Origin of the sequence: Zhenhengia yiwuensis, from assembly GCF_014384995.1 — a bacterium.
GTDB lineage: Bacteria > Bacillota > Clostridia > Lachnospirales > Cellulosilyticaceae > Zhenhengia > Zhenhengia yiwuensis.
In genome coordinates, this window is the sequence record NZ_JACRSY010000003.1 from 19,838 (window position 1) to 41,624 (window position 21,787).

At 35.5% G+C, this 21,787-nt stretch carries 23 protein-coding genes and 1 riboswitch; of the genes, 19 read left to right on the plus strand and 4 right to left on the minus strand.

The window, feature by feature from the left end; genetic code table 11:
* Positions 1–48: 48 nt before the first annotated feature.
* The 5 genes from H8718_RS02275 to H8718_RS02295 all read left to right on the plus strand — a co-directional run bounded on the left by H8718_RS02275 (position 49) and on the right by H8718_RS02295 (position 2,252).
* Positions 49–366, plus strand: a complete 318-nt coding sequence (locus H8718_RS02275; protein WP_283246138.1) for a DUF1904 family protein — start codon at positions 49–51, stop codon at positions 364–366.
* A 21-nt stretch (positions 367–387) separates the two neighbouring features.
* Positions 388–747: a nucleotidyltransferase domain-containing protein gene (locus H8718_RS02280; RefSeq protein WP_177670993.1), complete on the plus strand. Its 360-nt coding sequence runs from the start codon at positions 388–390 to the stop codon at positions 745–747.
* A complete protein-coding gene (locus H8718_RS02285) occupies positions 740–1,135 on the plus strand; it encodes a HEPN domain-containing protein (RefSeq protein WP_177670992.1) in 396 nt (131 codons plus the stop codon). Before H8718_RS02280 ends, H8718_RS02285 begins: the two co-directional genes overlap by 8 nt.
* Positions 1,136–1,405: 270 nt before the next feature.
* Positions 1,406–1,861: a LytTR family DNA-binding domain-containing protein gene (locus H8718_RS02290; protein WP_249331367.1), complete on the plus strand. Its 456-nt coding sequence runs from the start codon at positions 1,406–1,408 to the stop codon at positions 1,859–1,861.
* Positions 1,854–2,252, plus strand: a complete 399-nt coding sequence (locus H8718_RS02295; protein ID WP_249331368.1) for a DUF3021 family protein — start codon at positions 1,854–1,856, stop codon at positions 2,250–2,252. Before H8718_RS02290 ends, H8718_RS02295 begins: the two co-directional genes overlap by 8 nt.
* 70 nt (positions 2,253–2,322) lie before the next feature.
* On the opposite strand, the gene H8718_RS02300 is transcribed toward H8718_RS02295, so the two are convergent.
* Both H8718_RS02300 and H8718_RS02305 read right to left on the minus strand, forming a co-directional pair.
* Complete coding sequence (locus H8718_RS02300) at positions 2,323–3,528, minus strand: cation:proton antiporter domain-containing protein (protein ID WP_249331369.1); 1,206 nt, start codon at positions 3,526–3,528, stop codon at positions 2,323–2,325.
* A 54-nt stretch (positions 3,529–3,582) separates the two neighbouring features.
* Positions 3,583–3,662, minus strand: a riboswitch (Fluoride riboswitch).
* Between the two features lie 48 nt (positions 3,663–3,710).
* Complete coding sequence (locus H8718_RS02305; RefSeq protein WP_177670988.1) at positions 3,711–4,001, minus strand: rhodanese-like domain-containing protein; 291 nt, start codon at positions 3,999–4,001, stop codon at positions 3,711–3,713.
* 220 nt (positions 4,002–4,221) lie between these two features.
* On the opposite strand from H8718_RS02305, the gene H8718_RS02310 reads away from it, so the two are divergent.
* From H8718_RS02310 to H8718_RS02335, 6 genes are all read left to right on the plus strand, one after another.
* A complete protein-coding gene (locus H8718_RS02310; protein ID WP_177670987.1) occupies positions 4,222–5,499 on the plus strand; it encodes an alkaline phosphatase family protein in 1,278 nt (425 codons plus the stop codon).
* 101 nt (positions 5,500–5,600) lie between these two features.
* The gene (locus tag H8718_RS02315) at positions 5,601–6,356 is read left to right on the plus strand and encodes a hypothetical protein (RefSeq protein ID WP_249331370.1); all 756 of its coding nucleotides are present in this window, start codon (positions 5,601–5,603) and stop codon (positions 6,354–6,356) included.
* Positions 6,357–6,544: 188 nt separating this feature from the next.
* The gene (argC, locus tag H8718_RS02320; RefSeq protein WP_249331371.1) at positions 6,545–7,579 is read left to right on the plus strand and encodes an N-acetyl-gamma-glutamyl-phosphate reductase; all 1,035 of its coding nucleotides are present in this window, start codon (positions 6,545–6,547) and stop codon (positions 7,577–7,579) included.
* A 20-nt stretch (positions 7,580–7,599) separates the two neighbouring features.
* Positions 7,600–8,820: a bifunctional ornithine acetyltransferase/N-acetylglutamate synthase gene (gene argJ, locus H8718_RS02325; protein ID WP_177670984.1), complete on the plus strand. Its 1,221-nt coding sequence runs from the start codon at positions 7,600–7,602 to the stop codon at positions 8,818–8,820.
* An 11-nt stretch (positions 8,821–8,831) separates the two neighbouring features.
* Positions 8,832–9,716 (plus strand): acetylglutamate kinase, encoded by an 885-nt coding sequence (gene argB, locus H8718_RS02330; RefSeq protein WP_249331372.1) that lies wholly within the window; start codon positions 8,832–8,834, stop codon positions 9,714–9,716.
* Positions 9,709–10,875, plus strand: coding sequence for an aspartate aminotransferase family protein (locus H8718_RS02335; protein WP_249331373.1), 1,167 nt, complete (start codon positions 9,709–9,711; stop codon positions 10,873–10,875). Before argB ends, H8718_RS02335 begins: the two co-directional genes overlap by 8 nt.
* A gap of 67 nt (positions 10,876–10,942) precedes the next feature.
* Here the strand turns inward: H8718_RS02335 and H8718_RS02340 are convergent, their stop codons facing one another.
* Positions 10,943–11,419: an S-ribosylhomocysteine lyase gene (locus H8718_RS02340; RefSeq protein ID WP_249331374.1), complete on the minus strand. Its 477-nt coding sequence runs from the start codon at positions 11,417–11,419 to the stop codon at positions 10,943–10,945.
* 119 nt (positions 11,420–11,538) lie between these two features.
* Here H8718_RS02340 and trpS point away from each other — a divergent pair, with 119 nt between their 5' ends.
* Positions 11,539–12,546 (plus strand): tryptophan--tRNA ligase, encoded by a 1,008-nt coding sequence (gene trpS, locus H8718_RS02345; RefSeq protein ID WP_177670981.1) that lies wholly within the window; start codon positions 11,539–11,541, stop codon positions 12,544–12,546.
* 83 nt (positions 12,547–12,629) lie between these two features.
* Here the strand turns inward: trpS and H8718_RS02350 are convergent, their stop codons facing one another.
* A complete protein-coding gene (locus tag H8718_RS02350; protein ID WP_249331375.1) occupies positions 12,630–13,490 on the minus strand; it encodes a YitT family protein in 861 nt (286 codons plus the stop codon).
* Between the two features lie 175 nt (positions 13,491–13,665).
* Between H8718_RS02350 and H8718_RS02355 the strand changes: the two genes are divergently transcribed.
* From H8718_RS02355 to H8718_RS02385, 7 genes are all read left to right on the plus strand, one after another.
* Entirely contained in the window at positions 13,666–14,382 is a 717-nt protein-coding gene (locus tag H8718_RS02355) for a phosphatase (protein ID WP_249331376.1), read from the plus strand.
* Positions 14,383–14,440: 58 nt separating this feature from the next.
* Positions 14,441–14,728 (plus strand): YerC/YecD family TrpR-related protein, encoded by a 288-nt coding sequence (locus H8718_RS02360; RefSeq protein WP_177670978.1) that lies wholly within the window; start codon positions 14,441–14,443, stop codon positions 14,726–14,728.
* Positions 14,729–14,788: 60 nt separating this feature from the next.
* Positions 14,789–17,194, plus strand: coding sequence for an ATP-dependent helicase (locus H8718_RS02365; protein WP_249331377.1), 2,406 nt, complete (start codon positions 14,789–14,791; stop codon positions 17,192–17,194).
* A gap of 84 nt (positions 17,195–17,278) precedes the next feature.
* Positions 17,279–17,470: a hypothetical protein gene (locus H8718_RS02370; RefSeq protein WP_249331378.1), complete on the plus strand. Its 192-nt coding sequence runs from the start codon at positions 17,279–17,281 to the stop codon at positions 17,468–17,470.
* 118 nt (positions 17,471–17,588) lie between these two features.
* Positions 17,589–19,550: an NAD-dependent DNA ligase LigA gene (ligA, locus tag H8718_RS02375; RefSeq protein WP_249331379.1), complete on the plus strand. Its 1,962-nt coding sequence runs from the start codon at positions 17,589–17,591 to the stop codon at positions 19,548–19,550.
* Between the two features lie 39 nt (positions 19,551–19,589).
* The gene (locus H8718_RS02380) at positions 19,590–19,757 is read left to right on the plus strand and encodes a hypothetical protein (protein WP_177670975.1); all 168 of its coding nucleotides are present in this window, start codon (positions 19,590–19,592) and stop codon (positions 19,755–19,757) included.
* On the plus strand, positions 19,732–21,123 hold the full coding sequence (locus H8718_RS02385; RefSeq protein WP_249331380.1) for an amidase: 1,392 nt from the start codon (positions 19,732–19,734) through the stop codon (positions 21,121–21,123). The genes H8718_RS02380 and H8718_RS02385 overlap by 26 nt, the downstream gene beginning before the upstream one ends.
* The last annotated feature ends 664 nt before the right edge of the window (positions 21,124–21,787 follow it).

Here is a 21,787-nt window from a genome sequence, read left to right on the forward strand (position 1 = left end):
GGTAAAATAGTAATAGATAAAAGAGTAAAGGAGCATAACAAAATGCCAATGATTCGTATAAGAGGAATTCAAATGAATAAAATAAAACAAGTAAGTAGCAAACTTGTAGAAGATTTACATCACATTATTGGATGTCCTAAAGATTATTTCACTATAGAGTGTATGCATAGTACATTTATTTATGAAGGAAAAGAAGTGGAAGCGCCTACACTTATAGAAGTGGCATGGTTTGATAGAGGTCAAGAAGTACAAGATGAAGTAGCAGAATGTATGATGAAACACTTCGGGGATGAGGCAGAATGTTTAGAGGTTTATTTTATACCGCTTCAGGAAACGGCGTATTATGAAAATGGTGAGCATTTTTAATAAGAAAAGAGATGAAAGAGAATGTTAGATATTCCAGAGATTTATCAGAAAAGATTAAAAGAAGTGTATAACTATTTTAACCAGAAGCAGTTTGATATTTATGAGATTTATCTGTTTGGTGGTTATGCACGCAAACAAATAAAAGATACAAGTGATATTGATTTATTATTTTTAATAGATGAGGTTGTAGCACCTAAGAAGGCAAAGCACTTGCGTATGGATATATGTGAGGAATACGAAGAATATGTTAAATATGCTTATGAGGTAGACGTTAAAATATATGGCAAAGCACGTTTTTATGAGCTGGCTTCAAGGCTTTCATTTGAAAGTGAGATTGCTAAATATATGATGCCTTTGAAGGAGGCGGTAGGCTGTGAATAGATCTATGATTGATTTTGCAGGAACAGACTATGCTCTTGTACAGCATATTAAAGATATAGAAGGGATGGAAGACCCTACAATTATCAATTGCCAGCAATGTGCAGAAAAGTATTTAAAGCACCTTATAAGAGAGTATTTAAATGAAATTATAAGAAGTCATAGCCTTTCGGCTATGATTTCGCAGCTTGAGGAAAAGTTTCCTGAGCTTATAGAATATAAAAGAATTGCTCGTTTCTTAACAGACAGCTACTATGATAGACGTTATGAAAGTGAAGATTATGTCATGCTTGAGCCAGATGAGTATGAGGATTACTTAGCTCAAAGCTTAGAGTTTATTGAATACCTAAGAAAGTTATGTGGAGTGACTTCTTGTAAGGAGGAAGGCTAATATGCTTAAACATATTGCACATGTAGGAGTTACTGTATCTAATTTAGAAAGATCTATAGATTTTTATCAAAAATGCAAGGATTTGGTAAGAGTAAGGCTGTTTATTTTAAAGATCCTGATGGGATTCTATTAGAGCTTATAGAAGAAATAGAGTAAGGGTATTTGAAGAGCTATTTAGGGCAGGTAAGTGTAAAACTATTGTTCCATTTTCTTATTTTTCATATAATTTTAGTGTAAGCTTACAAAACAAAATATGAAAGGAATGGGGAGATGAAGCTGACTATTAATCAAAGTCTAAATCAGGGAGAGACAGAAGTTATTATTAACTGCAATGTAATAGATGCTAGGCTACAGCATTTGATAGATTACATTAGACAATACTCCTTTTCTCTAGAGGGGAGAATAGGAGATGAGGTGTATAGTATTGCATTAGAAGATATCTATTACATTGATTGTGTAGATGGAAAGACCTTTCTATATAGTCAGGAACAAGTTTATGAGAGTAAAGAACGCTTAAATACTTTAGAAGAAAAGCTAGGTAGCACTTCTTTTACGCGTATTAGTAAGAACTGTATTTTAAACTGTATGTATTTAAAAAGTGTCAGTCCACTTTGGAATCATCGTATGGAAGCTACTTTGGTAAGTGGGGAAAAGTTAGTGATTACACGTAATTATATCGGTAGTTTAAAAGAGAAGTTAGAAATGGGGAGGTTTAAGCATGCATAAAATTATGAAGTTTTATTTTCCAGGAACTTGTATAGTTTTTACACTAGCTATGCTTTCAGCGACAATCACTAATGCCTTGCATGGGGATTTTAGTGATTATCATATGTATATGTTAGAAATATTAGGAATGATTATTTTGTTTTATACCTTAGATTATTTTATTTCTAAGATAAATTTTAAGACTTATAGAAGTTATGTGTTAACGGGATACACTATTATGCTTATTATTTATTTAGGACTAGGTAAAGTGTTTGGCTGGTTTCAGTTTACTATAAGTAATATTATTAGTGTAACCATTTCATTTACATTGATTTATATAGGTATCTATTCTTATTTTAGATATATGGGTAGGAAAGAGGCAGATAGAATCAATCAACTTTTAAATCAGTAAAAGGCACATTAGGCCAGAGGGGATGTATGTGATGGGCGACCTAAAAGGCTGTTAAAACAAGGAGGCAAAACTAATGAAATTGTTTTGCCTCCTTGTTATTGCAAGAGAGTAATTTATTATAAGCAGAATCAATACAAAAGGCACCAAGGGGAGCTGTTACTAAAATGGCAACAACAGAGACAGTAAGTACAATGGGCCCACAGGCGAGGCCCATGCTAAGCGGGATGCCACCAATAGCAGCTTGTACTGTTGCTTTAGGCATATAGGCAAGTATACAAAAAAGACGTTCTTTAGGATTCAGGGGTGTGCCTAATAAGGAAATCCATACGCCAGAAGCCCTAAATATAAGAGCGATTACAATAAGTATAAGGGACGGTAAGATTGCTTTGAGTGCATAACTCAGATCAACAGTAGCACCGACTAATACGAAGAGTAGAAGCTGAGCAGCAATCCAGAGTTTAGACAACTTCAAAGAGAGCCTTTGTGCTAATGGGCCATGGCCACGGTAAAGTAAAGCACCTAGAGACATAATAGCAATCAAACCTGAAAAAGGTATGAATGCTTCTAGATGGTCTTCAAGACCTACCAAAAGAAAAGAAATGCTTAATAAAATAATGACTTTTATAGAATCACGTAAATGGAGACTCTTAAAGTAAACTGTAAGCGCAATGCCAAGAATAATGCCGATTATAATACCTGTTACAATAGAAATAGGAATACTTAAAAAGCTTAAACCATTAAAATGACCGCCATCTGCTAAGGCTGTAAAAGAAGTAAAGAGTACAATAACAAAAATATCATCAACGGAGGCACTTGCCATAATGAGTTGGGGAATACTTTTATTTATTCCATAGCCTTCTTCAATAAGCTTTACCATACGAGGGACAATAACTGCAGGAGATACAGCAGCAAGTACAGTCCCTAATAGAGCTGCCTCGAGAAATGAAATATGAAAGATGAGGGGGGCAAATAGTAAGATACCTATTAATTCCAAAGTAGCAGGAATAAAACACATTAAAAGTGCAGGACGCCCTACTTTTTTGAGGGATTCAAGGTCTAGTGAAAGTCCTGCACGAAGCAGAATAATCACAAGTGCTATCGTTCTAAGATCAGGACTAATTAAAAGAATATTAGGATCTAATAGATTAAGTGCATAGGGACCTAATAGCATACCTGTTAGAAGCATACCAAGTAAATCAGGTAATTTTAATTTTTTCATCATACTACTTAGTAGTAAACCTACTAAGAAAATAAGTGCTAAACTTGTAAGTAACATTTTATCCTCCTTTATCTTCAAGAGCCTAAGCGCAAAAAAAAGCTGGTGACTCTGCTAGGCGCAGAAGTCATCAGCTTTAATATTAGCGGTTTCGGTCTCATTCACCAAGGGAGTACTTCATTCCCTTTAGTATTTAATTAAAGTTATTTTAACATGAGAAAGTCTATATAGCAAATTTTTTTCTATTTTTCAAGTTCTTCTGGCCAATCAGAAATAGCGCCTAGATTATAAACCTTATCATAACCTTGACTTTCTAAAATATGGCAGCCTACTTTGCTTCTTACACCTGCTCTACAGTAAACGTAAATAGGTTGATGTAAGTCTTGTAATGTTTCACATGCATGGTCTTCAAGCATGTGAAGTGGAATATGAAGGCAGCCTTTAATGTGTCCTTCTTTGTATTCGTAATCTTCTCGAACATCTAAAATAATAGCATTGTTTTCTGCTTTTAAGTTTTTATACATTTGGTTCATCAGATTGTCTCCTTGATGCAAATAAAATATAAATAAAGTATATGTATCTTTATCATAATATATAGAGATACTTATATCTTTTAAATAGCTATTCTTATTATACATTAAAATTAAGAAAAGATAAAACTATAAATAGACTTGAGTTGCTATAAATAAGTATGGTATAGTTAAATGTTTGATACATTTATCAACTATTAAATATAAAATAAGGAGAAACGCTATGAAAAAAAGAATGCTAGTTATTTCACTTGATGCAATGATTTCTGAAGACTTAGAATATATGAAAACACTCCCTAATTTAGGACCTATCGTAAATAACGGATCTATTGTAAAAAATTCTCAAACAGTCTACCCTTCATTAACTTATACAGCACATGCTTCTATGATTTCTGGTACTTATCCAGATAAACATGGTGTTGTAAATAATGAGATTTTTAATCCATTTATGAAATTTGGTGATTGGTTTGAAAATCGTACAGATATTCATGCGAATATCTTACCAGAAGAATGTGAAAAACATGGTCTTAAAGTACTTATTAACAGTTGGCCGACAATGGTAGGGGCTGATGTAACTTGGAACCTTCAACGTGCAGGTATTCACCAAGTTGCAGATGATAAAAAAGCTTCTATGATTGCCAACTCTACACCGGGCCTTATGGAAAGAATGTATGAACTTTGCAGTGACGCATGGAAAGAAGATAAATATTATGATTCAGATAAATTCTCTGGTCTTGCAAGTAAAATCCTTATTGAAGAATCTACTCCAGATGTCATCTTTATGCATATGACACTTATTGATCATTACAGACACGTATATGGTGTATACAGTGAAAAAATCAAAGATGCTATTAAATTTATTGATGAAATGCTTGGCTATACTTTTGATGCACTTAAAGAAAAAGGGCTTTATGATCAAACAATCTTTGTAATTTGTTCAGACCACGGTCAAGTCAACATCGATGAAAGCATCAACATTAATCAAGATTTCATTAAAAAGGGCTGGATTACAGTAGATGAAGACTTCAATGTAACAGACTGGAAAGTTTATGCACACTCAGCAGCAGCTTCAGCACAAGTTTATGTAAAAGATAGTGATCCTGCTCTTATCAAAGAAGTAGGTGAGTACTTAGAAGCAAATAAAGAACGTTTTAGAATCGATCGTATCTTCACAATGGATGAAGTGAAAAATGAATTTAATTTAGATGGTCAATTTGTATATGTATTAGAAGCAAAAGAAGGCGTTGGTTATAACTTCCGTTTAAGCGATCCATTTGAGAAAAAGGTTGCTAATGAAGATTACCGTACAAGTGTAGGAACACATGGACATATTCCGACAAGAGGTTCTCAACCAGCGCTTGTAATAAGTGGACCTGGTATTCCAAAAGGTCGTATTATTGAGAAAGCAAGCAATGTAGATATTGCGCCAACATGTGCAGCACTTTTAGGTTTTGAAATGCCAGGTGCAGATGGACGTGTATTAAAAGAACTTATTTTCTAGGGTAGAGAAATAAGTTTTAAATAGATGAATAACAAGCAGCTATTAGGGCAATTACTCTAAAAAATGTAAAGGATAGATGAGTGAGAGGAGTTTGACTTTGCATGATGAGGAGAAAGAAGCATACTAATAGCTGCTTATTACATTTATTAGGGCTTTTAGCTGGTTCAGGATTTATACTTTTATGCGTAGCATTTGGTTTATACTTCCTAACTGAAAAGCCTAGTGTATATGAACAAGATGATAGAGTGATGAATCCCCCTCTTAGTTTAGAGCAAGAGGCAAGTAGTATGGGAGAAGGGCTAGAAGAGGCCAAGCGCTCTTCTAATGAGGTAGCGGATATAACAGATGAGAGTATAGAAGCTTCTGTTATAGTACCTGAAGAGAAAATAGAGGAAAAGCCACTAGAAGATTCAATGGAAGTAGTACAAGATGATATAGCACCTGATGTATCAGCTGATACGAGTGATGAAAGTGGTATAGGACCTTCATCTGAAATAGGGGAAGAGTCTTTAGAATTTGAAGAAGTAACTGTGTATGATTCCTATGTTTTACAGCTAGATGAAGATGTTTTAGACCAGATTGGACATACTTTAAAGAATGGGCAGGTTGATTATGCAGCAGTAATAAGTGAGATGTTTAGCAGTTTATCTTTTGCGGAACAAGTTAAATTGCTGAACATGATTCTGTCAAAGGTGCAAAACATCAATATAAACGAAATATGGAATATGATCAGTGATGGTGTAAGCAAAGAAGATAGTGCCAAGTTACAACAATTGGTACAGGAGCATTTTACTCTAGAGGAATTAGATGAGTTATATAGTTACTATGCCTCTATGGATATAGTGGAAAATGAATAATAAATAAACTGACCTTTAGTTTTGTGTTTTACAGAAAATGAGGTCAGTTTTTTTGTAAGTTATATGAATATAAATACAAAAAAATAAAAAAATATTAAAAATAAGTTGCATAATTAGTTATATATAAGTATAATAATTAATAAAATAAATTTTCTAAAAAGTTGATAAATAGTTTAAGGGGGATGAAAATGATGAAAGTAGCAATATTAGGGGCAACAGGATATGTAGGGGCAGAGCTAGTGCGGCTACTTTACAGACATCCTAAAGTACAACTTACACATCTTTCTTCACATAGTTATCAAAGTGAATCATATAGCAAAGTTTATCCGCACTTTAAGGGATTAGTAGAGGAAGTATGTATAGAAGATGATTTAAATAAAATAGATGCAGATGTGCTCTTTATTGCTTTGCCACATGGCTTTGCGAGTAAGATTGTAACGCCGGCGTTACTGCAGAAAACAAAGGTCATTGATATGGGTGCAGATTTTCGTATTAGCAAGGAGGCTTATGATAACTGGTATCAGGTAGAACATTTTGGTGAGGAGCTTCTAGAAGAAGCTATCTATGGATTAAGTGAATGGAATAGAGAAAAGATTAAGTCAGCACAGCTTATTGCCAATCCAGGGTGTTATGTAACATGTAGTCTTCTAAGTCTTATTCCATTAGTTAAAGAAAAGGTAATAGATTTAGAGAGTATTATCATTGATGCTAAGTCAGGTGTAACTGGTGCAGGTAGAGGGTTAAGTATAGGAAGTCATTATACGGAATGTAATGAGAGTATCAAAGCTTATGGGCTCACGACTCATAGACATACACCTGAAATAGAAGAGAAGCTTCTATGCTTTGGAGGAGAAAATGTGACACTTACCTTTACACCGCATCTAGTTCCGATGAATAGAGGAATTTTAGCAACTATTTATGGAAAGCTTAAAGCAGGTGTAACAAATGAACACATTATGCATATTTATAAAAAATACTATAAAGATGAAAAATTTATAAGGTTGCTAGGTGATACAGCTGTAGCAGAGACAAGATGGGTAAAAGGATCTAATTTCTGTGATATAAGTTTTAAAGTAGATGAACGTACAGGAAGAGTCATTATCGTGAGTGCATTAGACAATATGATAAAAGGTGCAGCAGGTCAGGCTGTACAGAATATGAATTTGATGATGGGATGGCAGGAAGACTTAGGGTTAGAGGATGCACCTATTTTTCCAGCTTAATAAAAATAAGGGGGAATAAAATGAAACTGATTAATCAAGGGATCCTAGCAGCAAAAGGTTTTGTAGCTGTAGGAGAGCATATAGGAATAAAAAAACAAAAAAAAGATATGGCTATGTTATATAGTAAAGCACCTTGTATGTATGCAGGGGCTTTTACTCAAAACAAGGTAAAAGCTGCACCTGTTATATGGGATCAAAAAGTATTAAAGGCAGGGGAAAAAGTTCATGCTATTGTAATCAATAGCGGTAACGCTAATGCTGTAACAGGTATAAAAGGACACCAGGATACAGAGCAGATGGCCCAGTGTACGGCAGAGCAATTAGGTATTAAGAAAGAAGAAGTACTTGTGTGCTCTACAGGTGTGATTGGGGTGCCTCTTCCTATGGATTGTATATTAGATGGAATAGATATGGTAGCTGGTAAGTTGGAACGTACACCTTTAGCAGCAAAGAGTGCAGCAGAAGCGATTTTAACAACAGATACTTTTACAAAGGAGATTGCCTTAGAAGAAACTATTGGAGGGTGCAAGATTAGGCTAGGAGCTATAGGAAAAGGCTCAGGCATGATTCATCCTAATATGGCTACTATGCTTGCCTTTATTGCAACAGATATTAATATTTCACAGACCATGCTTCAGAAAGCACTCAGTGAGTGTGTAGAGACTTCCTTCAATATGATTACAGTAGACGGAGATACAAGTACCAATGATAGTGTTATCGTATTAGCTAATGGGATAGGGGGGAACTCTTGTATCACAGAGGAAAATGAAGATTATGAAGCCTTTAAGGCTATGCTTTTCGAGGCACTTAAATATGTAGCTATTTCTATTGTAAAAGATGGAGAGGGTGCAACGAAGCTATTAGAAGTAGAAATACAAAATACCTTAGACTTTGCATCAGGTAAAGCACTTGCTAAAAGTATTTTAACATCTAGTTTAGTGAAAACGGCTTTCTTTGGAGAAGATGCTAACTGGGGGAGAATATTAGCCGCTATGGGGTATGCAGGCGTAGATTTTAATGTGGAGGGTGTTAGTCTTGCTTTAGAAAGTGCAGCAGGTTCTATTCACCTATTTAAGCAAGGTACGCCACTTAAATTTAATGAGATAAAAGCTAAGCATATTCTAGAGGAAGCTGAAATTAAAATTGTTGTAAAGATGAGTGAAGGTAGTGAAACAGTAACCGCATGGGGATGTGACCTAAGCTATGATTATGTAAAAATAAATGGAGAATATAGAAGTTAGGGGGAGGGGAAATGAATTATCAAATTATCGAAAAGGCGAAGGTGTTAAGTGAAGCACTCCCTTATATACAGGCATTCAAAGATCAGGTGGTAGTTATTAAGTATGGCGGGAGTGCTATGCTTGATCCTAAGATCAACGAGACCATTATTCAAGATATGGTCTTGCTTAAATCAGTAGGATTAAGGCCTGTTATTGTTCATGGTGGAGGGCCTGAGATTAATCAGGTATTAAATAAGATGGCTATAGAGTCTAGCTTTATAGATGGACTTCGAGTAACTACTAAGGAAACAGTAGAAGTAGTAGAGATGGTACTTGCGGGCAAGGTGAATAAGAAAATTGTTTCTATGATTCATGAGCAAGGAGGAAGTGCTGTAGGACTTACTGGAAAAGATGGACAGATGATAGAAGCTAAGAAGCTAGAAAAAGAGGGGATAGATTTAGGATTTGTAGGCGAGATTACAAAGGTGCATACTAAGCTCATTAACACTTTAATAGAAGGTGACTTTATACCTGTTATTGCACCTATCGGTACAGATAAAGAAGGGCATACGTATAACATTAATGCAGATTATGTAGCAGTAGCCGTTGCTGGGGTATTAAATGCGCAGAAGTTAGTTTTCTTAACAGACGTAGAAGGTGTGTTAAAAGATAAGGAGGACCCTTCTTCACTTATTTCTTATTTAAGTAAGCGTGAAGCAGTAGAGTATCTAGAAGATGGTACTATAAAAGGTGGTATGATTCCGAAAGTGACTTGTTGTTTAGAAGCTATAGATAAAGGGGTTGAAATGGTTCATATCCTAGATGGTAGAGTACAGCATGCACTGATTCTTGAAATTTATACTCATAAAGGAATAGGAACTATGCTTTATAAAGGTGAGGAGGAGAAAGATGTTTAGCCAGTTAGAAAAACAATATATGATGCCTACATATGGACGCTTTAACTTGGTGCTAGAAAATGGAGAAGGATGTTATGTCTATGATGAAGAAGGTCATAAGTATCTGGATATGGGCAGTGGGATTGCTGTAAACAGTTTAGGGCACCATCACCCTGTACTGACAGAAGCACTTAAAAATCAGGTGGATAAACTTATTCATATATCAAATTATTATTATACTAAGCCGCAGATAGAAGCAGCTCAGTTACTTGTCACCTATAGTTCGTTAGATAAAGTTTTCTTCTGCAACAGTGGAACAGAAGCTAATGAAGGTGCTATTAAACTTGCTAGAAAATATGGTAAGCAAAAATCTCCTACAAAGACACAGATTATTAGTTTAAAAGGGGGATTTCATGGGCGTACTTTGGGAGCTTTAAGTGCTACACCGAAAGAGCAGTACCAAAAGGGTTTTAAGCCTTTAATGCCAGACTTCTACTATGCCCAGTTCAATGATATAGAAGATATAAAAGCCTGCATCAATGAAAATACCTGTGCAGTTATATTAGAAGTTATTCAAGGCGAAGGTGGTATCATTCTAGCAGATGAAGTTTACCTTAAAGCAGTAGAAAAATTATGCGTACAGTATGATGCACTGCTTATTATAGACGAAGTTCAGACAGGAATTGGGAGAACAGGAAGTTTATTTGCCTACTCGCAATTTGGACTTCAACCTGATATTGTAACGACTGCAAAGGGCTTAGGGGCAGGATTACCTATTGGTGTTATTTTATGTACAGACAAAGCCAATGTTTTTACACCAGGTAATCATGGTACTACTTTTGGTGGGAATTTATTAGCTACAACAGCGGCTAGCGTAGTGCTTAAGGAATTATGTGAAAATGGCCTTATGGAACATGTACAGAGCGTAAGTAAGTATTTGAAAGATAAGCTTTTAAAAATACAAGCAAAAAGTGAGAAAATAGTAGAGGTAAGGGGAATGGGACTTATGATCGGTATTGAAATAAATGAACCTGTCAAGCCTTTACTAGAAAAATGTATGGCTAAAGGTCTTCTTGCTATTGCAGCAGGCGAGAAAGTGATAAGGCTATTGCCACCGCTTATCATGACAGCTAAGCAAGTTGATGAAGGTATAGCTATTTTAGAAGAGTTACTTATATAAAAGCAAAAGATACCTATATAAAAAGGTAGAGCCTTTCTGAGGAATTAGAAGGACTCTACCTTTTCGTTTATTCTGGATAAGTTAAGTGAGCTGGTGTAAGATTGTGAAGAACCTCTAAATATTTCTTAGCTTCAAAGCGTGCCATAGGTAAGTTCATATCTAAATAGTTACCGCAGTCACGTGCTGATGCCCCAGGTACTTCGCCTTCAAAAGTTGCAACAAACTCAAAGAGTTCAGTAATCAGAGTTGCAATATCTGCTGAAGAACGGTCACCTTTTAAAATGAGGTAAAAGCCTGTACGACAGCCCATTGGTCCAAAGTATACAACGTCATTTTCCCATTTTGAATGGTTACGAAGGAAAGTAGCACCTAAATGTTCAATTGTATGCATTTCAGCATTTTGAAGTACAGGTTCTTTATTAGGCATTTTCATGCGAAGATCATAAGTTGTCACAGCATGCTCACCTACATAATCTACTCTAGATACATAAATACCTGCTAACAGGTCTAAATGATTAACTGTAAAACTTGCAATTTTTTTCATAATCAAAATCCTTTCTTAAACGTTTAATCTTATTATACACTGAAAGACGTTTTGCTTTCTATGAAAATATGATATGATAAATCTAATTCACTAAAACGATTGAAAAAAGAGGTGCAATCATGGAAAATGAAAAAAAAGTCATCTTTAGTGGGATGCAGCCTTCAGGGGTTATCACACTTGGAAATTATTTAGGTGCACTCAAAAACTGGACCAACTTACAAGATGAATATAATTGTTTATATTGTATCGTAGATATGCATGCCATTACAGTAAGACAAGATCCAGCTACACTTAGAAAAAATGCAAGAAACCTTCTTATGCAATATATAGCAGCTGGTCTTAATCCAGAAAAAAACGTGATTTACTATCAATCACATGTATCTGCACATGCTGAACTTGCATGGATTTTAAATTGTTATACTTATATGGGTGAGTTAAGTCGTATGACTCAGTTTAAAGAAAAATCAAGTAAGCATGGAGAAAATATCAATGCAGGATTATTTACTTATCCAGCCCTTATGGCAGCAGATATTCTTCTTTTCCAAACAGATCTTGTACCGGTTGGTGCAGACCAAAAACAACATTTAGAACTTGCCCGTGATATTGCTACACGTTTTAATGGCTTATATGGAGATACATTCAAAGTGCCAGAGCCTTATATTGGTAAAGTAGGTGCTAGAGTTATGAGCCTTCAAGAGCCAACAAGTAAAATGTCTAAATCAGATGAAGATGCTAATGCAAGTATTTATCTTATGGATGATCCAGATGCCATTATGCGTAAATTTAAACGTGCAGTAACAGACTCAGATGCTTGTGTACGTTTCGACCAAGAAACGAAGCCAGGTATTAGCAATTTAATGAGTATTTATGGAGCTATTACAGGTCAAACTATGGAGCAAATTCAATCTGAGTTTGAAGGTAAAGGCTATGGTGATTTTAAAATGCGAGTAGGAGAAGCTGTAGTAGAAGAACTTCGTCCGCTTCAAGCACGCTTTAAAGAATTAAGTAGCGATAAAACATATATTGATAGTATTATTAAGAAAAATGCTGAAACAGCTAACTATCTTGCAACAAAAACACTTCGCAAGGTACAGAAAAAAGTGGGATTCCCACCGGTTGTGCGCTAAGAATTTAAAAATAAAAAGATGTGACGATGCATTTACAAGCATTTTCACATCTTTTTTGTGAAAAAATAACGTTTATAAGGAAGTTACTCACTAATATTATGCATAAAACCTCGTCCATTTCCAAACACTTGTGCAGTTGGAGTTACAGTTACAAAAGCTGCTAGATCATGATGTGCAACAATAGATTTGATTTTAGCGAGTTCTCTAATACTAACAGTGGTATAGAGAATATAGCGGTTAGCTTGGGTATAGGCGCCTTGCGCAGGGATAATTGTGACCCCCCGAAGCAATTCAGACATAATATGATTAGCCATGGGCTCATAATGTGTTTCGTCTGTAATAATAAAGAGTGTACGTTTATAGTTGACACCATCTACGACAAAGTGTGTGACACGGCTAGCAACAAACATAGTAGCAAGAGTCAAAGTAGCAAGGTCGATACTAAAAAAGCAAATAGAAAGAACAATAATGATAGTATTAACCATCATGTTGACATTAGCCATACTAATGGAGAAGTGTTTATTGACGATTTTAGCGATAATATCAGAACCACCTGTAGAGCCATCGCCTCTAAAAATAATACCACTTCCAAGTCCGTTTAAAAGTCCACCTAGCACAATAACAGTAAGAGGGCTTTCTGTAGAAATAGTAATAGAAGTAGTCACCTCAAGCCAGAAAGAAAGCATAAGCATGCCGAAGAGACTAAATACGATGAAGTGCTTTTTTAGGAAAAATATAGAAATTATGAATAAAGGAATATTAAGAACAATGACCATTAGGCCTACATTCCAGTCTAGGGTTAGGTGTAAGAAAGTAGCTATGCCATTAATACCCCCACTTAAAAGACGATTAGGAATAAGAATAGCATTTGTAGATAAAGCTATTAAGAAAGTTCCTACAATAATAAAAAGAGTACGCTGAATATCTAATTTTAATTTGGGCATGGACATCTCCTTTCTGAAAATAAACTAAATATTTTATAATATTTCATATAATTATATTATAAAGGTAGTTTGAGAGGATTGAAAAGCTTTTATAACTAAAAAGTTAAAATTCATTTTGTCAAAATGAGTCTTAGGGTGTAAGATAAAAAGAGATAAGAAAAGCAGGTGATAGAACATGAAATTTTTAACAGATATGCATATTCATACAGTAGCAAGTGGACATGCTTATAGTACAATAGATGAAATTGCAAGATTTGCAGCTGAAAAAGGATTAAAAGTTATTGCTATGACAGATCATAGTAGTGGCATGCCAGGTGGTCCTCATGACTTCCACTTCCATAATATGCGTGCTATTCCAAGAGTATTATATGGTGTAACAGTAGTGCGTGGTATAGAGGCTAATATTGTTGATTTTGATGGTAAAGTAGACATTAACGAAGACTATATCAATGTTTTAGATTTTGCTATTGCAAGTCTTCATCCACCATGCATTCGCTTTGGTGATAAAGAAGAAGTAACTCGTGCTATGATTGGTGCTATGGAAAATCCTTATGTGAAGATTTTAGGGCACCCAGGGGATAACCGTTATCCGTTTGACCATGAAGCTGTTGTATTAGCTTCTAAGCGTACAGGTACTTTACTTGAGGTGAATAATGCTTCTTTAAGACCAGGAGGTTTTAGACCAGGTGTGAGAGAGAACCTTGTAGAACTTCTTAAATATTGTAAAATACATGGTGTACCTGTTATAGCAAATACAGATGCGCATACTGCGTACGCTGTAGGTGAGTTTGAAGAAAGTATTAGACTTTTTGAAGAAGTAGACTTTCCTAAAGAACTTATTCTGAACCTATATCCTGAAAGATTGCTTGACTTTATTACTCTAAAGAATTGAAATGGCAGATGGAATAGGATAAAATGGTGAAGAATATAGGAGAGGGGGAAGTTGCAAGATGAATAGTAAACTAAAAGACGATATGACAGATCGTTTGTTTGAAGCTATTTTAAAACTTGAAAATATAGAAGAGTGTTATGCATTCTTTGAAGATATATGTACCATTAATGAAATCAAATCACTGGCTCAAAGGTTAGAAGTAGCTAAAATGCTGGAGGAGAAAAGAACATATACAGAAATTCAGCAGATTACAGGTGCATCTACAGCTACTATTAGTCGTGTGAATCGATGTTTAAGTTATGGTTCGGATGGTTATAAATTAATTTTAGAGAGAGTTAAAAAATAAAACAGCTTGAGGGAGCTGTTTTATTTTTTGAATACTCATAGGAAAAAGGAGAGAATGTGAATGGACTTTACATCAGGATTGAATGATAGACAAAAAGAAGCTGTTCTGCATACAGAAGGTCCACTTCTTGTTTTAGCAGGGGCAGGTTCTGGGAAGACGCGTGTACTGACACACCGTATTGCCCACTTAATAGAAAATAAAAAGGTAACACCTTGGTCAATTTTAGCTATTACCTTTACGAACAAAGCAGCTGCAGAGATGCGCGAGCGTGTTGGAAACTTAGTTGGAGAAAATACAGTACGGGATATGTGGATTAGTACTTTCCATGCTATGTGTGTACGTATTTTACGACGTAATAGTGAGAAGTTAGGGTATGGCAGATACTTTACAATTTATGATACAGCAGACCAGAAAGCTGTTATTAAGGAAGTTATGAAAATGCTTAACCTTAATGAAAAGAATTATCCCGTATCATCTGTACTGGGGACAATCAGCAGTCAGAAAAACCAGTACATTACAGCTGAAGAATTTTCAGCTTCTGCTGGGGATGATTATAAGAATAAAATGATTGCCAAAATCTATGCACATTATCAAAAGAAACTAAGAGAAAATGATGCGATGGACTTTGATGATTTACTTCTTAACACATGTATTCTTTTTAGAGATCATAAAGATGTTTTAGAATTTTATCAAGATAAATTCAGATATATTTTAGTAGATGAGTATCAGGATACAAATGGTGTACAGTATCAGCTTGTACAGCTTCTTGCTAAAAAGTATAAAAACCTTTGTGTAGTAGGGGATGATGACCAGTCTATCTATGGATGGCGTGGTGCAGATATTAGTAATATCTTAGACTTCGAGCGCGATTTTGACAATGCAGCAGTTATCAGACTTGAGCAGAATTACCGCTCTACACAAAATATCTTGGAAGCAGCTAATAAAGTCGTAGCCCATAACCAAGGTCGTAAAGTGAAAAAGCTTTGGACAGAAAATGAAAAAGGTGAGCGTATTAGTATCCTTCAAATGGACAATGAATACCGCGAAGCTGACGCTATTTCAGAAATCATTGTAAATGGTATTGAAAATGGCGACTATGATTATAAGGACTATGCTATCCTTTATCGTACCAATGCACAGTCTCGTGTACTGGAGGAAAAAATGATGCAGCATGATATTCCTTATCGTTTACTTGGAGGTACACGCTTTTACGAACGTAAAGAAGTTAAGGACATGCTTGCATACCTTAGAACAGTGGCCAATACAAAAGATGATATTTCTATGAAACGTATTATTAATATACCAAGACGTGGTATTGGTGCATCAAGCTTAGAAACTATTACACGTTATGCCAATGTACAAGGCATGGATTTTTATGAAGCAGCTAAATTGTCTAAAGAAATGAGCATCTTAGGAAATGGACCTGCTACAAAAGTACTTGGCTTTGTAAACCTTGTTGAAGAACTTAAAGAGATTGCAAGGGAAGACGATGTAAAAGTGCTACTTGAAAATATTATTGAGAAGACAAGCTATAGAGAGTACCTTCGTCAGACAGAGGGTGAAGACTACTTAGAGCGTATTGCCAATATCGAAGAGCTCGTATCTAAAGCTGCTTCTTATATGGAAACAAGTGAAGAGCCATCCTTAGCAGCTTTCCTTGAAGATATTGCTTTAGTGGCAGATGTTGATAACTATGATGCTAATAGTAACTCTATTGTTCTTATGACACTTCATAGTGCCAAAGGCTTAGAGTTCCCAGTGGTATTTATTCCTGGGGTAGAAGAAGGCTTATTCCCTAGCTATATGAGTATGACAGAAGGGGACGATAAAGTAGAAGAAGAAAGACGTCTTTGTTATGTAGGGATTACCCGTGCAAGAGAAAAGCTATATATGCTTTATGCACAGCAAAGAACCGTGTTCGGGCGTACACAAGGTGCTGTATGCTCTAGATTTATTAAAGAGCTTCCTATTGAAGTAACTAACTTAGAAGCACTTGAGAGGAAGAGACAGCAGCCATCTAGACCAACTATGCAACCAATATCAAAAGGTACATCTACAAGCGGAATGACACGTGGTACAAGTGGGCAGACGAGAGGATCAGCAGCAGATTACTTTGCTGGTAGGCTGAGCATTCCAGCGCCAGCTACTAAAACTCAGAAAGACGGTACGATGCGACTTAATACAGCTTATACTAATCCTCTTTCGCCGTTTAATCGTCAAAAGATAGGAAGTAATAAGGCGGAGGCCTATAAACCTAATACGGGTCTAGCAGGTAAAAAAATCGAAAACCTTCCAAAAGTTGAAGATACTTATGAACAAGGTGATAAAATTAAACATAAGATGTTTGGCACAGGTATGATTACAGCTGTAGAACATACAGAGGATGATGTATTTGTAACAATTGATTTTGACAAAGGTATGACAAAAAAACTAAGTGCTAGATTTGCTAAATTGCAAAAAATGTAAAATATTAAAAAAAGTACTTGATGGTATTTAATGGAAATGGTACAATGTGATTAGAAAGGTTTAGGGCAATGAGGGGGTAGCATTGTGGAAAAAATACAGAATGATTTAAGTTTAGCAGAGCTTGTAACCATTACAGAAGATTTTATTAAATTGGCAGACAAGCTATATAACACGGGTAAGATTACTAGAGAAGAATATGATGAACTTACCTTTATGAAAAAAGACTTTCTAAAAAAGGCAAAAATGCAACAACAAGAACAAATAAATTATTTCTAAAAAAGAAGACTAAATACGTATGGGGATACAGTATTTAGTCTTCTTTTTTGCATGGATTTTGACCAAAGATGGAAAAACTATTACAATAGAAAGAAAAGAAGGTTGCAAAGGAGAAATTATGAATTACGAAGACAAAATGAGACGTATGCAGGAACTCGTAGACTTACTCAAAAAAGCTACCTATGCCTATGAGCAGGAAGACAGAGAAATTATGAGTAACTTTGAATATGATAAATTATATGATGAACTATTAGGCTTAGAGGTAGAGACAGGTACAGTTCTAGCAGGAAGTGTAACACAAAAAGTAGGTTATGAAGTAGCTAGCAACCTAAAAAAAGTGACCCATCCATCCCGTATGCTTTCATTAGATAAGACGAAAGAAGTAGAAAAGCTCAAAAGCTTCCTAGGCAGTCAGCTTGGTATGCTTTCTTGGAAATTGGATGGCCTTACTATTGTATGTACTTATGAAGAAGGGAGACTTACACAAGCTGTTACAAGAGGCAATGGTGAAATTGGTGAAGACGTTACAAATAATGCTAAAACCTTTATCAATTTACCTCTTACAATTCCTTATAAAGAGCGCCTTGTCATAAGAGGGGAGGCTGTTATCCACTATAGCGACTTTGAGCGTATTAATGAAAAGTTACCAGCAGAAGAAAAGTATAAAAATCCACGTAACTTATGTAGTGGGAGTGTAAGACAACTTAATTCAGAGATTACATCTAAAAGGCATGTAAGATTGTATGCTTTTTCAGTAGTAGAGGGAAATGATGAACTGACAAGTAAAATGGAGAAAATGCAGTGGCTTAAAACACTTGGGTTTGAAGCAGTAGAGTATAAGGCTGTTACACAAGAGAACCTAGAAGAAGCTGTTCAGTACTTTAGTGAAGAAATCACTAAACGAGACTTTGCATCAGATGGTTTAGTACTTGTATATGATGATATTCCTTATTCAAAAAGCTTAGGAACAACAGCTAAGTTCCCAAAAGATGGTATTGCTTTTAAATGGCAGGATGAAGTAAGAGAGACGCATATTTTAAGAGTAGAGTGGAATACTTCAAGAACAGGACTTATTAATCCAGTAGCCATTTTTGAGCCTGTAGAGTTAGAAGGTACTACAGTAGAGCGTGCAAGTCTTCATAACTTGAGTATTGTAGAAGAGCTTAAAATCGGTATAGGTGATACAGTAAAAGTATTTAAAGCTAATATGATTATTCCACAAGTAGCCGAAAATCTAACCCAATCAGGGCCTATAGATACACCTTGTACTTGTCAGGTATGCGGGGCAGAGACTGTTGTAAAGCAGGATAAAACAGCTAAAACACTTTACTGTCCAAATGGTAACTGCCCAGCGCAGAGAAGCCAGGCATTTGTGCATTATGCAAGCCGTGATGCTATGAATATTGAAGGTTTATCAGAGGCTACAGTAGAAAAATTCCTAAATAAAGGCTTTTTAGTAGACTTTGTTTCTTTGTATCACTTACAAGATTATGAAGAAGAAATTAAAGCTATGGAAGGCTTTGGTCAGAAGTCCTATGATAAATTGATTAAAGCTATTGAAAACACACGTCAAGTGGCATTACATCAATTTATTTATGCTTTAGGTATTTTACAAGTAGGACCTATGAATGCTAAACTCATATGCAAACACTTTGAGGATGACTTGGAACGTATTATGGAAGCTAAGGTAGAAGATTTTGTGACTATAGAAGGTGTAGGACCAGTTATTGCAAGGGAACTTAGTAACTATTTCCACTTACCAGCAAATAGAGAGATGCTGGGACGTCTTACTTGTGAGGTCAACTTTGTTAAAGCAGAGAAGAAAGATAAAGAAGGTCTTATCTTAGAAGGAAAAACTTTTGTTATTACAGGTGATGTTCATCATTTTGATAATCGTAAGGCGTTAAGTGCTAAAATTGAGGAACTCGGTGGTAAGGTGACTGGTTCTGTAAGTAAGAAGACAGATTACCTTATTAATAACGATAATACATCAGGTTCTAGTAAGAATAAGAAAGCAAAAGAATTAGGGATACCTATTCTTACAGAAGATGAATTTTTAAATATGATTAATGAAGTATAGGGGGGCGTATAGCCCTCCTTTTTTGATAGGAGACTTAATATGAAACTTGATAGAAAGCAGCTTATGGATATTTCAAAACAGGCTAAAATACATTTGACTGAAAGAGAATTAAGTTATTTTGAGAATGAGATTAATCAAACACTTGAAATGTTTAAACCACTAGAAAGATGGGAGATGCATTATGATACTATCCAATATGACCATTAGTAAATTAAGTAGCAGACTAGAAGAAGGTAGTTTAAAGAGTGTGGATCTTACGCGGCATTACTTAGAAAAAGCAAAGCGTATGAATAAAGTTATTAATGCCTATATTCAATTTGATTTAGAAGAATACTTATTAGAGCAGGCCTATAAGGTAGATAAAAGAAGAGAAAAGGGGGAGCAACTCTCCAAATTAGCAGGGTTGCCTATAGGAATTAAAGATAACATTGGGACAAAACGGATGGCTACAACAGCAGCGTCTAGACTTTTACAAGATTTCTATACAGGAGAGAATGCTACAGCAGTGCAAAGGTTAGAAGACTTAGGTGTGATTAACCTAGGAAAATTAAATATGGATGAATTTGGGATGGGGTCTTCTAATGAAAATTCTTTCTATGGCAGTGTGATTAATCCTCGTCATAAAGATTATGTACCGGGAGGTTCTTCAGGAGGGAGTGCTGCGGCAGTAGCTGCAGATATGGCTGTTTTTACATTGGGGACAGATACAGGAGGTTCTATTAGACAGCCGGCATCTTATTGCGGAGTTGTGGGGATGAAACCTACTTATGGCGCTGTGTCAAAATATGGGCTTTTGCATCTGGCACCTTCTTTTGACCAAATTGGAGCAGTAACTAAAACGGTAGAGGATATGGCTATTGTAATGGATAATCTTATAGCTTATGACCCTAAAGACCCTCATTCTAAGATGTATAAAATGGAAAAGTCTTTTGAAAGTAGGCTTAAAGAGGATATAAATGGAATGCATGTAGCGTTGCCAAAGGAATATTTTGGTGAGGGGTTAAGTAAAGAAGCTAAAGAGGCTGTACTAATAGCTGCACAGGATTTAGAGAAAGCTGGCGCTAAAGTTGAAGAAATTTCCATGCCTTTTACAGCTTATTTAGTATCTGTTTACTATGGAAGTACTTGTGTAGAAGTTTATGAGGATTTAATGCGCTATCCGGAGAAGATTACGGGGGAAGAAAAAATAAAAAGGCGTAGTCAAGGATTTGGAACACAAGTGAAAAAACGTATTCTTCTAGGAGGTGCGCTTCTGCAAGGAGAAAATCGTAAGTATTATAATAAGGCACTAGAAGGTAGAAAGTTTATTTGTAATGAGATGAATGAACTTTTCCAGAAATATGAAATTGTTCTATCACCTACAGCAACAGGAACAGCCTTTAAGTTTGGCGAGAAGCAAAGTCCTACAGCTATGTATCTTTCAGATATTTATACAGTAAGTGCCAATATAGCAGGCATACCTGCTATTTCTGTTCCGAGAGCAAAAGGGGAAGATGGTATGCCTATAGGAATTCAGCTAATGGCAGGAAGAGGTAAGGAAGATATACTTTTAAAAACTGCATATAAATTATAGAATACTGCATAAACATATAAAATTTAGTTATAAGTATAAAAAGTATATGCTGATTTTATAGGGTTTGGGGATACTTGTCTTTATGGTATGGTATTTTTTTATAGAGTATCAACTGGAGCGGTGAAGGAAGAATTGTTCCTTACTTATGGTTAAAATGAGAGTAATGAGGCAGGAAGTTTATTGGCTTTTTTAGGCGCGATGTATATGTATGCCTATGTGTTTATGCAAATTCCAACAGGTATTCTAGAGCCGCGTAGGACTATTACATTAGGAATGGGAGGAACATTAGTCTTTGTGAGTATTTTTAAAATTACTTCCGACTAGTCTCCAGAAGAGAAGTTTAGTGCGCTATTGGGGCTTATGCCTTTTATAGGAAATCTAGGTGCTATTTTAGCAATGTTACCTTTAGCAATTTTAAATGGCTTAGTGGGATGGCGATGTGCCTTTATGAGGATGAGTGGTATAACTTTCCTATTAGGGTTAATAGAGGGAATCAAAGAGAAATGAGTCATTGATAAGAGTAAGGCTAATAATAAAGAGGTATGTTGGAAAATATGGAAAGTACTTGAGGAAATTATAAAAGATAGAGCACTTTATCCTAAAAGAATATTTAGGGGTGACCATGTCTGTTGTAAATTTTTTAGTTTTTATACGTATTCTTATT

Excerpts from the sequence above, each read along its gene's own strand:
- H8718_RS02280 (WP_177670993.1), top strand. The coding sequence starts at position 388 with ATGTTAGATATTCCAGAGATTTATCAGAAAAGATTAAAAGAAGTGTAT.
- argJ (WP_177670984.1), top strand. The coding sequence starts at position 7,600 with ATGAAACTGATTAATCAAGGGATCCTAGCAGCAAAAGGTTTTGTAGCT.
- H8718_RS02380 (WP_177670975.1), top strand. The coding sequence starts at position 19,590 with ATGAAACTTGATAGAAAGCAGCTTATGGATATTTCAAAACAGGCTAAA.
- H8718_RS02360 (WP_177670978.1), top strand. The coding sequence starts at position 14,441 with ATGAATAGTAAACTAAAAGACGATATGACAGATCGTTTGTTTGAAGCT.
- H8718_RS02310 (WP_177670987.1), top strand. The coding sequence starts at position 4,222 with ATGAAAAAAAGAATGCTAGTTATTTCACTTGATGCAATGATTTCTGAA.
- ligA (WP_249331379.1), top strand. The coding sequence starts at position 17,589 with ATGAATTACGAAGACAAAATGAGACGTATGCAGGAACTCGTAGACTTA.
- H8718_RS02315 (WP_249331370.1), top strand. The coding sequence starts at position 5,601 with ATGATGAGGAGAAAGAAGCATACTAATAGCTGCTTATTACATTTATTA.
- H8718_RS02295 (WP_249331368.1), top strand. The coding sequence starts at position 1,854 with ATGCATAAAATTATGAAGTTTTATTTTCCAGGAACTTGTATAGTTTTT.
- H8718_RS02365 (WP_249331377.1), top strand. The coding sequence starts at position 14,789 with ATGGACTTTACATCAGGATTGAATGATAGACAAAAAGAAGCTGTTCTG.
- H8718_RS02305 (WP_177670988.1), bottom strand. The coding sequence starts at position 4,001 with ATGAACCAAATGTATAAAAACTTAAAAGCAGAAAACAATGCTATTATT.
- trpS (WP_177670981.1), top strand. The coding sequence starts at position 11,539 with ATGGAAAATGAAAAAAAAGTCATCTTTAGTGGGATGCAGCCTTCAGGG.
- H8718_RS02300 (WP_249331369.1), bottom strand. The coding sequence starts at position 3,528 with ATGTTACTTACAAGTTTAGCACTTATTTTCTTAGTAGGTTTACTACTA.
- H8718_RS02350 (WP_249331375.1), bottom strand. The coding sequence starts at position 13,490 with ATGCCCAAATTAAAATTAGATATTCAGCGTACTCTTTTTATTATTGTA.
- argB (WP_249331372.1), top strand. The coding sequence starts at position 8,832 with ATGAATTATCAAATTATCGAAAAGGCGAAGGTGTTAAGTGAAGCACTC.
- H8718_RS02385 (WP_249331380.1), top strand. The coding sequence starts at position 19,732 with ATGATACTATCCAATATGACCATTAGTAAATTAAGTAGCAGACTAGAA.
- H8718_RS02335 (WP_249331373.1), top strand. The coding sequence starts at position 9,709 with ATGTTTAGCCAGTTAGAAAAACAATATATGATGCCTACATATGGACGC.
- argC (WP_249331371.1), top strand. The coding sequence starts at position 6,545 with ATGATGAAAGTAGCAATATTAGGGGCAACAGGATATGTAGGGGCAGAG.
- H8718_RS02275 (WP_283246138.1), top strand. The coding sequence starts at position 49 with ATGATTCGTATAAGAGGAATTCAAATGAATAAAATAAAACAAGTAAGT.
- H8718_RS02340 (WP_249331374.1), bottom strand. The coding sequence starts at position 11,419 with ATGAAAAAAATTGCAAGTTTTACAGTTAATCATTTAGACCTGTTAGCA.
- H8718_RS02355 (WP_249331376.1), top strand. The coding sequence starts at position 13,666 with ATGAAATTTTTAACAGATATGCATATTCATACAGTAGCAAGTGGACAT.
- H8718_RS02290 (WP_249331367.1), top strand. The coding sequence starts at position 1,406 with ATGAAGCTGACTATTAATCAAAGTCTAAATCAGGGAGAGACAGAAGTT.